General features: G+C 34.9%; 9 protein-coding genes and 2 pseudogenes. 4 read left to right on the top strand and 7 right to left on the bottom strand.

What is annotated here, in order from left to right; all coding sequences use genetic code 11:
- Positions 1 to 158, bottom strand: a pseudogene (locus tag H131_RS24850) (CsxC family protein); the annotation flags it as partial.
- Between the two features lie 692 nt (positions 159 to 850).
- A pseudogene (locus tag H131_RS22440) lies at positions 851 to 1,333 on the bottom strand (bclA protein); the annotation flags it as partial.
- A 318-nt stretch (positions 1,334 to 1,651) separates the two neighbouring features.
- On the opposite strand from H131_RS22440, the gene H131_RS22435 reads away from it, so the two are divergent.
- On the top strand, positions 1,652 to 1,864 hold the full coding sequence (locus H131_RS22435) for a hypothetical protein (RefSeq protein WP_010861432.1): 213 nt from the start codon (positions 1,652 to 1,654) through the stop codon (positions 1,862 to 1,864).
- A gap of 89 nt (positions 1,865 to 1,953) precedes the next feature.
- On the opposite strand, the gene H131_RS22430 is transcribed toward H131_RS22435, so the two are convergent.
- Positions 1,954 to 2,190: a hypothetical protein gene (locus H131_RS22430; protein WP_010861431.1), complete on the bottom strand. Its 237-nt coding sequence runs from the start codon at positions 2,188 to 2,190 to the stop codon at positions 1,954 to 1,956.
- Positions 2,191 to 2,234: 44 nt separating this feature from the next.
- Between H131_RS22430 and H131_RS22425 the strand changes: the two genes are divergently transcribed.
- Positions 2,235 to 3,149 (top strand): recombinase family protein, encoded by a 915-nt coding sequence (locus tag H131_RS22425; RefSeq protein WP_036132569.1) that lies wholly within the window; start codon positions 2,235 to 2,237, stop codon positions 3,147 to 3,149.
- 435 nt (positions 3,150 to 3,584) lie between these two features.
- On the opposite strand, the gene H131_RS22420 is transcribed toward H131_RS22425, so the two are convergent.
- Positions 3,585 to 4,289, bottom strand: coding sequence for an MBL fold metallo-hydrolase (locus H131_RS22420; protein ID WP_010861429.1), 705 nt, complete (start codon positions 4,287 to 4,289; stop codon positions 3,585 to 3,587).
- Positions 4,290 to 4,430: 141 nt separating this feature from the next.
- On the opposite strand from H131_RS22420, the gene H131_RS22415 reads away from it, so the two are divergent.
- Positions 4,431 to 5,345 carry an aminoglycoside phosphotransferase family protein gene (locus H131_RS22415; RefSeq protein WP_010861428.1) on the top strand — a complete coding sequence of 305 codons (915 nt, stop codon included), beginning with the start codon at positions 4,431 to 4,433 and terminating at the stop codon, positions 5,343 to 5,345.
- A gap of 22 nt (positions 5,346 to 5,367) precedes the next feature.
- Here the strand turns inward: H131_RS22415 and H131_RS22410 are convergent, their stop codons facing one another.
- Positions 5,368 to 6,243 carry a DnaD domain protein gene (locus H131_RS22410; protein WP_010861427.1) on the bottom strand — a complete coding sequence of 292 codons (876 nt, stop codon included), beginning with the start codon at positions 6,241 to 6,243 and terminating at the stop codon, positions 5,368 to 5,370.
- A gap of 334 nt (positions 6,244 to 6,577) precedes the next feature.
- Positions 6,578 to 6,997, bottom strand: a complete 420-nt coding sequence (locus tag H131_RS22405) for a hypothetical protein (RefSeq protein ID WP_010861426.1) — start codon at positions 6,995 to 6,997, stop codon at positions 6,578 to 6,580.
- 372 nt (positions 6,998 to 7,369) lie between these two features.
- Between H131_RS22405 and H131_RS22400 the strand changes: the two genes are divergently transcribed.
- Positions 7,370 to 8,113 (top strand): amidohydrolase family protein, encoded by a 744-nt coding sequence (locus H131_RS22400; RefSeq protein WP_010861425.1) that lies wholly within the window; start codon positions 7,370 to 7,372, stop codon positions 8,111 to 8,113.
- 150 nt (positions 8,114 to 8,263) lie between these two features.
- On the opposite strand, the gene H131_RS22395 is transcribed toward H131_RS22400, so the two are convergent.
- Entirely contained in the window at positions 8,264 to 9,058 is a 795-nt protein-coding gene (locus H131_RS22395) for a PhzF family phenazine biosynthesis protein (protein WP_010861424.1), read from the bottom strand.
- Between the last annotated feature and the right edge of the window lie 308 nt (positions 9,059 to 9,366).

Here is a 9,366-nt window from a genome sequence, read left to right as displayed (position 1 = left end):
AGTGTTGGTTCTGCAAGAACCACCGGTATTTTAATAATTGGAGTGGAAAGCTGTGAAGCGATTACTGGAGTATTAGCACTAGATAATGGTGTTTGTTGAGTTGATGATACAGGACAAGGAAGAAAAGGTTGGATCTGATTATCTAATTGATCACTCAAAAAAATTCCCTCATTTCTTTTTATAGTAATAGAGAGGTCTCTATATAGCTAGAATATGTAGCAATGAAATCTATGCATAGACGTTTTACTAGTTCTTTTACTCATTTTAATAAAAGAGGTTTTTTGAGCTGAGAAATAGATTTTTAATTATCCTCTAGTCCCTTGTCTATCATAACTGCCTCGAATTTGCTAATGTTTTTCTCATAGCTATGTTGTCACTTCGAGTATATGCTTCTATCCTAACCTTCTTATTAGGTAAACTAAAAATGTAATCAGTAATCCAAGTAACTGCTTTTGTTCCAATACTTTTTCCTCTAACATTGACATCTATACGAATTTATTATCTTTTTCAATCCAAAAAGTTACCCTATCCTCTTGATACCAACCCTTTGGTATGCTTTGATATTTGCTCGTTTAAGGGTTTTTAATTTGATTGAAAGTCCCCAGCATTATTTGTCATTAATGCCACTAACTTATTTTCCAATTTTATAATATTAATTTCGCTCACCTTTCTCTCCCCCAGACTCTTTCTTTTTACTTCGGAATGATGTGTCAAATTACCTTCCTATTTAGCTAATTTGCTTTGTTAGTTGAATAAAAAAAAGAGCTGTCTAAACAGCTCAGTAATCTTCAAGTAAGCCACAGTTAAAATCACTATTTTTTATTATCCACTTTCTCACAACATTCTCTATTCAATTAGTCTGCCCTACAGCTACAATTTTGCAAGTTGAAATTGCAAATCTAAAGATTGGTTGATTAGGACTTATTGGTAGAGTACCTAACACAATACCAAGACCTGTTTGTTCCACGTTAAAACCTACTGCTGTAGATCCATTACCTGCCAAAAGATTTACTGTTGAACCAATAAGTGTATTCAGCAATTGTCTAATTGGCCGTTCGCGACAATTGCATTCACACCCAGAATCAACAGGTGGCAACAAATTGATATTAGGTCCTGGTGGGAAAAAACCTACCCCTGTTACATCAGAAATATTTACCACATAGGTTGTCGTTCCATTTGTAACAGTAACTAAAAAATCATTCACCTCAACAATAGTGTATAAAAAAAAGAGAGGCGGTACATTTGGTGCATCTGCAATAGTGCCAAGAATTACAGTTTGCCCAACAAGTTGTTGTAAGACGGACTGAAGTGGAGAAACACAACAGTCACAAAGACTCAAACAAGGGGCGCTTGGAGGAGGGCATATAGTTTTCACCGACGGACAACATTCATTAATCACTCTAACTATTTTTCTTTTTTTAGAAATGTTTTCACCCCATCAATTCTTATTCTTATAAAATACGTTTTTAAGCAATATGAAATTGGATTAAACCCTAATATGCCAAAAAATTGCTGAAGCGTTAGAAATACAGCAAGTAGAAGAATTACTTGAATTTGTTAAAGATAGTAACTAATCACAGTTGTCTGTTTTTTGTTGTGTACTTTTAACGCACACTTTTCTAAAATGGTAATTGAAAGGACGTGTACATAAATGAAAAAATGGCAACGAAGTAAAGGATTTGTGATCTCTTGGTATATATTATTAATGGCGTGGTTATTGCTTTCTATTTTTGTTCCAGGTATTATTAGTTACTTTTTCATATTGTTTTCGGCATTTGGCGCTATATATAATCATATTAATTATAAAAAGGCTATTCAATCTCAAAACACCCTTAATGTAAAATCCGTTGACCTAAATAAATAAAATAAACACAAAAAAGCCCAGGCTCAAAATGAATTGAGTGCCTGGGCATTTGTTTAGTGATATTAATGTGTCATTTTAACTACTAGTGATTATATGTCATAAGCCTTCATCTTTTCTAATTCTTTCTTTCTTTTTTTAGATAAACTTTTTCTACCACTGATCCAATATCCTAATAAAAATAGTTCACCAACAATAGCTAGTAGAATTAACTGTATAATAGGCCATTCCATTGCCCCAGAGATTTGTATGTATATTAAAGTTGCAATATATAAAATCGGCATTAGCGCATCCACAATTGTTTTAGCTTGTGTATTTCCTACATCCACCTCAGATTCACTATAATCACGCTTTGTCTTTTTACTTAAAATACGTGTTTGATATTCCAGCTGCAAGCCTGAATCAAAAAGCGAAAGAAGGAAAATGGACAGTAAGTATCGCACCTCTTGGCTTCGACAAAGATGGCGACTATTTAGTCATTAATGAAAAGGAAGCTATTATAGTAAAAGAGTTATTTGATTTATATTTAACGGGAAAATACGGTGTTGGAAAAGTAGCAAAAATATTAAACCAACGAGGTATCAAGACAAAAGCTGGTGCTATGTGGCATTTTAACTCCGTACGTTACGTATTAATGAATATGATATACATGGGAACTATGCGTTATAACTACCGCGTTAACAAAGACCAATACTTTGAAATTGAAAACTTTGTACCTGCGATTATAGACAAAAAAGATTTTGAAGAAGCCCAGCGTTTACTATCCACTCGTTCACAAGTACATCCGAGAAAAGCAACTAGTCCTTATATATTTACGAGTGTAATTAAATGTGCTCGCTGTGGTTCTTCCATGTCAAGTAAACAATCATCTGGGAAAGCTCGTGGTTATATAACCCACAGTTACTACTGTGTAGGTAAACGAAACGGATTATGTGATTTACCAGGTATTTCTCAAAATTTCTTAGAAGTGCAATTTCTAAATTTGATTAAAGATTGGAATTATAATGAGCTGATAAATGATGAAGTGAATTCCGATACCCCTCCTGTCAATGTGGAAGACAGAGTGAGAATGTTAAAGAAAGAACTATCTGATATTGAAAGTAGACGCTCAAAATGGCAATATGCTTGGCTAAATAATTTAATTAGTGATGACGATTTAAAGAATCGAAAACTTGAGGAAGACTCTAATGAAGAACGGGTAAAGCAAGAGTTATCAAAATTAACTCAGAATGAACAAGCCAATAAGAGTAAAACAATTAGCGTTATCTTTAAAAAAGCTATAAGATAACTGGATACTATTAGAAGTATACGAAAAGAAAAAGCTAGTTGGAATGTTAGTGAGTAAAATGAGTGTTGATAAGAAAATGAATGTAAGAAGACCCGAATCTGTTGCAATTACTGAGATTGAATTCTTATAAACACTAATGTGCCTATCATCCTAACAAGATGACTGGTTTGTACGACGATCAAGTGAATTATCATGCTTATGCAATTTCTTTTTTAAATCACTGATCACTACTACTAAAACTAACAATCCCATAATAGCAAATAATAACCCCATTGTTCCCCGCTCCTTTCTAATCACAATTCAATTTAATTTTGACATCTACCTCTAATTGAATGATTATATTCCACTCTTGAAACTGTTGATTGTATGCAGCAAAGGATTAAACAAGCTTCTTTCGCCAGTAAGATCTAATAAGAAATTGATGTTGATTTCAGCTTAAAACTCATTGATCACAACATTAAATCCTAACGATTGCGCTTCTTGGCGGTCAAAACCTTCATCTAAATGCATACACCAAAATTTAGCACGGAAATTAGGATCAACTAATTCACTAAGTTTTCGCAGTGACAAATGAACATTGCCTTCATAATCAGCTTGGCAAGTATCTACAAATACGTAATCATAGTGCTCATTCGTTAAGGATGATTTTAGGCTATTGGTATCTCCGGTGTAATAAATAACGCTATTATTAATATGTAACTCAATCGAATAACATGGTAGCTCCTCAACATGACTTGATTTCTCAAATCGTACTTTACAGAAAGGCAGTGTGTACTGTGTGTCGGCATGCAGTTGTTTTGTTAAACAATGCGCTTGTGGCATAACGCCGTTAATTATCAACAGCTCTTCCATTTTTACATCATGTACGTAATAAACAGTTACTTTTGATGTTGCAAATTCTCCATGTGAATAGTACGTATAAAAAATTAAATCAGCCAGGCTTCCTACATGGTCTGCATGCGTATGCGTCACCAATACATGGATGTGTTCGATCCCTTCCAGTATTTGATTTTCCTTGATTCGATGAAAAATATTGCTGCCACAATCAATCAGTAACATCTGATTGGCTACTTTATAATACGCTGAATTATTGCCTAATTTCGTATTAAATGCACTCCCTGAACCGATGAATTTCAACATGATGCTTTCTCCCTTTCCTTGCTATTAATATATTACACAAAGTAATTATACAATATTTACTTACTAAGAAGATTATTGACAATCATACGCCCGTATAGTATTATCTTCATTCTTACTTGTTGCGAGAGAGGTGGATTGACTTTGTTAATTGAAGATGTAATAGACCACATAGCGAGCCTTAAAGGGTATTCTTCTATAAAAAAAATCGAAAAAGGATACTCACCAGATGAAAAATACATAGTTTCCGTCGGCCAAAATCATTACTTTATACGATTATCTGACATACAATATCACGAAAAACGAACCATCGAATTTTCATTGCTTCAAGCATTAGAAAAACAAGGTGTACAAACACATAAAGCCATAGAATGTACTTTATTGAGTGAGGCCAATCTTTCGGTCATGGTATTAAGCTATATTGAAGGATACCCTGCCGATGAAATCATTTTGAACCTTTCTGATGTGGGACAATTTAATTTAGGCCTTGCTGCTGGGAAAGAATTAAGAAAAATTCATCAACTACATGCCCATGTCCCACAAACGATGCACTGGGAAGAAGCTCAAAGAAAGAAATTCAGCTTTTATTTAAATGACTATAAAAAAGGTAGCTATCAAGTGCCAAAAGAGCATAAAATACTCAACTTTATTGAAAACAATTTTCATCTTCTTAAAGATCGACCTATAACCTTACTCCATGATGATTTTCATCTAGGTCATATCATCGTTCAAAATAACACGTTCAATGGCGTAATTGATTTTAATAGCTATGATTTTGGAGACCCCTATCATGATTTTTATAATCTGTCCTTATTTAGCAGAAGACATAGCATCCCATTTTGTATTGGACAAATAAATGGTTATTTTACAGCACCTCCAGACGATACATTTTGGCGAATATATGCCCTTTATGCAGCAATGAATATCGTCTCGACGATTGTGTGGACGAAAAAATATGATGAACCATCTTTTGATGATGCATTAGAAAGAATCCATCTCATTTTAGCGGATCATGACTATTTTAATGTGGATCAACCATTATGGTATAAAACGCTTTAATAGCCTTATTCGATTGTCTCCTTCAACTATCTGGCACCTTGCTTAATTTTGCCAAGATTTTTTTACGTTCAGCTTCAAAGTTAATAGCTTGTTCAGCTTGTACCTGGGTGTTGTCTTCATGTCGTTGGTGGAACCATGCAGGAATAAGTTCATGACGACCTTGTTGCGAATCTCGCTTAACATTAGGATGTTGCTTTCGAGCTGCAAATCGTTGGCGATCCGCTGCCACATCTACAATGGTTGTTAACCCCTTGTTGCGCCAATCTAGTAGGATTTTTTCAACGTAATTCCAACGAAGTACATTGTTTTCAACAGCTAGTTTCATGGCATGAATAACCAGTTCTTCCGATAGTTCATCCGACCATCGATCTATTTTGTCCGCTACATGACAAACAAGAGAGCCAAAGCCATTTTGCTCATAAAATTGACATGCCGTTTGGCGTTTTGACGGATTCCCTACAATGGGATGACGAGCATCATTATTATTATTATTATTTAGTAAATGATTATTTAGTGAATTAGTAATTAGTAGTGATGGTTTTTCCGTTTGTGGTGTTTCCGTTGATGGATTGTCCGTTAACGGCTTTTCAGTAGGCGGTGTCAACTGTGGTACTTCAAACACTAACAGGTCCGTTTTGCCGAACATTCCACGATTTGTTCTTCCCTGTTCCTTATGAATATAGCCAGCTTTCATTAGCTCCTTCACAATATTACCTGTTGCATCACGTCCACAGTTGCTACGAGTTGCTAAATCTGCAAGACAAAATGACCAATCATTTGGCAATGACAGCATATAGGCCAGCAAACCTTTTGCTTTCCAGCTTAAACGATTGTCATTTAAAAATCCTTTGTCTAATACAACATAATTTTCCTTCTTTTGCACTCTAACTATAGCCATATGCATCCCCCTTATTGCCCTCCGTTTTGTGGTTTAACGAGCTTCGATTAGCAATTGCATTGACCCGAGAATAATCCTTTTGATTTGTGCTACATACCACTATCGAAGACTTCAGCCACTTCAGCTACTCAATCCTGTAGCAACTCTTCCTTTTGACAAAACTTAGGCCTTTATTCACTTATATACAGTTGGGATCTACAATCAGGGACAAGGTTAACCGATTTTTTTAAACTTTTAGGACATAAAAATAGGACATGCTGCTATAGCATGTCCTTGAACTGACTCAATATTATTCTAACAACATAAATTCTTTTTGTATTGCGCACAAAACGGTTTATTGATATAACTCTTTATAAACAATGACTTTTAACGCTGCTATTTCCTCTTCTGTCAATTTTCCTTGGAATTCTTGAAGAGCCTCTTCTTTTGTCATGGAACCGTTTTGTAATTGTACGCGAATATCATTAAGCTCTGAGATACCCACTTTTTGAATGATTACCTTAGTGGCTTCTTCTTTTGTCGTAAACGGCAATGTACTACTATCTACTGTTTTCGCTTCTTCCATAAATGATTTTAACTCTGGGTCACTTTCAATCGTGTTCTTTATTTCTTCCATTTGTCCGTTGTTCTCTAATTCCGTCGATATCGTCTCCACTATTTTATCAGATGCAAACTTAGTACCATAATGATACACACCATAACCAATTAAACCGATGAAAACAAACAATATAAGTAGAAATTTAATAAATTTCATATTTTCACGCTCCTTCATACTAGTTCATAATACTATATTAAGTGTACAGATGAGAAATAATTATCTTTCTATTCATGTCTTATGCACAATGCAAATTAACAAGAGCCAGCACCTCGTTATGGCCACCGCCTTTTCTCTTTAGCTTTATTCTGTGGCAGAGCACATCCATCCTGTAGGCGCAACACAAGCAATCGTTGCTTAAGAAGAATCGACGAGGTTACGCATTATGGTGTCTATCAACAGTCCTTTTTAAACCTGCCTTTTTCGAAATAACGTCATAAGTTCTACTTATACTGTTTTATAAAATAATTTGATTATTCTTATAAAGGAATTAGATTTATAATCAAGCCAACAAAAAAATGAGGTGAAATAATGAAAATTTTTGATGCCCATTTGCATATTATTAATCCGGCCTTCCCTTTATACGAAAATCAAGGGTTTATGCCTGAGCCGTTTACTGCAGACGATTACTTACGAACTGTAAATTCTGTTGATGTAGTTGGCGGAGCCATCGTTTCAGGTTCTTTTCAAAAATTTGACCAATCGTATTTAATTGATGCAATGCAAAAATTAGGAAAATATTTTGTTGGCGTTACACAGCTTCCATTCGACACAACCGATGAAGCAATCTTAGATTTACATCAAAAAGGGGTTCGAGCACTTCGTTTCAATGTAAATCGTGGTGGCTCTGAAGATGTGACACGTTTAGATTCCTTTGCAAAACGTGTGTATGAAATAGCAAATTGGCATACCGAGTTATATATCAATGCCAAAGATTTTCCTGCAATTGCACCCATTATTAAACAACTTCCAGCAGTGTCTATTGATCACTTAGGATTATCAAAAGTAGGTTTGCCTAACTTACTTGCATTAGTTGAGAGTGGTGTGCGTGTAAAAGCAACAGGATTTGGACGCATTGATTTTGATCCTGTCCATGCGATGAAAGAGATTTATGCCATTAATCCAGATGCATTAATGTTTGGAACAGATTTACCATCTACCAGAGCAAAAAGACCATTTCAATTTTCGGACATTGATTTAATTGAACATCATTTTGATGAACAAGCAGCAGCGAAAATACTATATCAAAATGCTCAAAATTGGTATTTCAAATAGTAATCCAGTAATTTATATTGCCATTAGCACCTACGAGGAATTTTGGAAGAATCACATTCAGATAAGGTATCTTCACTTCATTTGATATAACCGATAAACTTTAATAAATAAGGGTTTATCGGTTAATTTTTATTTAAAATTAAGAAAGATTTAAATCAATAGTTCACCCCGTAATATCTGAACTGCTGGACCTGCAATCGCAACATCATTTACTTTGGGTGTCACAAATAATACCCCACCACGTTTTGACAGTTGTTTGCTAACAATACGTTCTTTTGATAATTTTTCACACCAGTAAGGTCCTAACGCACCATGACTAGAACCATTTACATGGTCTTCATCAATACCCTGTGCTGGTGAAAAAAATCTAGAGACGATGTCGATTCCCTCATTCTTAGACCTACTCGTAATACAGACGCCACGTACTGGAAAGTGGTTCATTGCAGTAAAATCAGGTTCAAATTCTGCAATATATTCTTCATGACTTAGTTCCACGATATAATCTAAGTCTGTTTTCCCTACATATATAGGTTTCGTCCCGAGCCAATCTTCAAGCTCTGAGGGGCATTCAATCTCTTCTAACGGATACTTCTTAATGGTTATTTCAACCATTTCATTATTCCAGCTAGCTTGCAAAGGACCGCTTATCGTCTGGAATGTAATAGAGCGATCTACTGGTATAACCCCTTGTTGCCAGAGCAGAAAAGCACTAGCGATTGTTCCATGCCCACAAATCGGTATTTCCATTACTGGCGTAAACCACCTCAGAAAAAAGACATGATCTTTCTTTTGGATAAAAGCTGTTGTTGGTACAGGTATCTCCTGAGCAATTTTCTGCATAGTCAACTCAGGAATTGTTGCATCCAGTAAACATACTGCAGCGGGATTTCCCTTGTAAAGTTCTGTAGTAAAAGAATTGACGATAAAATACGAAACTTTGTTCAACTTCCTCACCCCATTTTCGTTACTATTAAAATAACAACTGATTTCACGTACCTACTTTACTCATATAATAATACCTTATACGATAGTTGTTTGGATAACTTTTTCCATTTACACTTCCATACACAATGCGTTATGTCAAAAACTTTACTCCGCAGACCAAACAAAAATAACCTTAAAAATCCAACTATTGCCCACTTACTTCTCGTTAATCTTCGACCTTAATTTAATAATACATCCTATTATTAAGTAGTTAGATTTAATTGCCCATTTACCTAAATAACTTGTTACTTGAGTCAATTTCGTAATTT

The sequence above is a fragment of the Lysinibacillus sphaericus OT4b.31 genome (assembly GCF_000392615.1).
Lineage (GTDB): Bacteria > Bacillota > Bacilli > Bacillales_A > Planococcaceae > Lysinibacillus > Lysinibacillus sphaericus_B.
The sequence above is the reverse complement of the archived record's forward strand: the minus strand, read 5'-3'. Positions and strand labels throughout refer to the sequence as shown.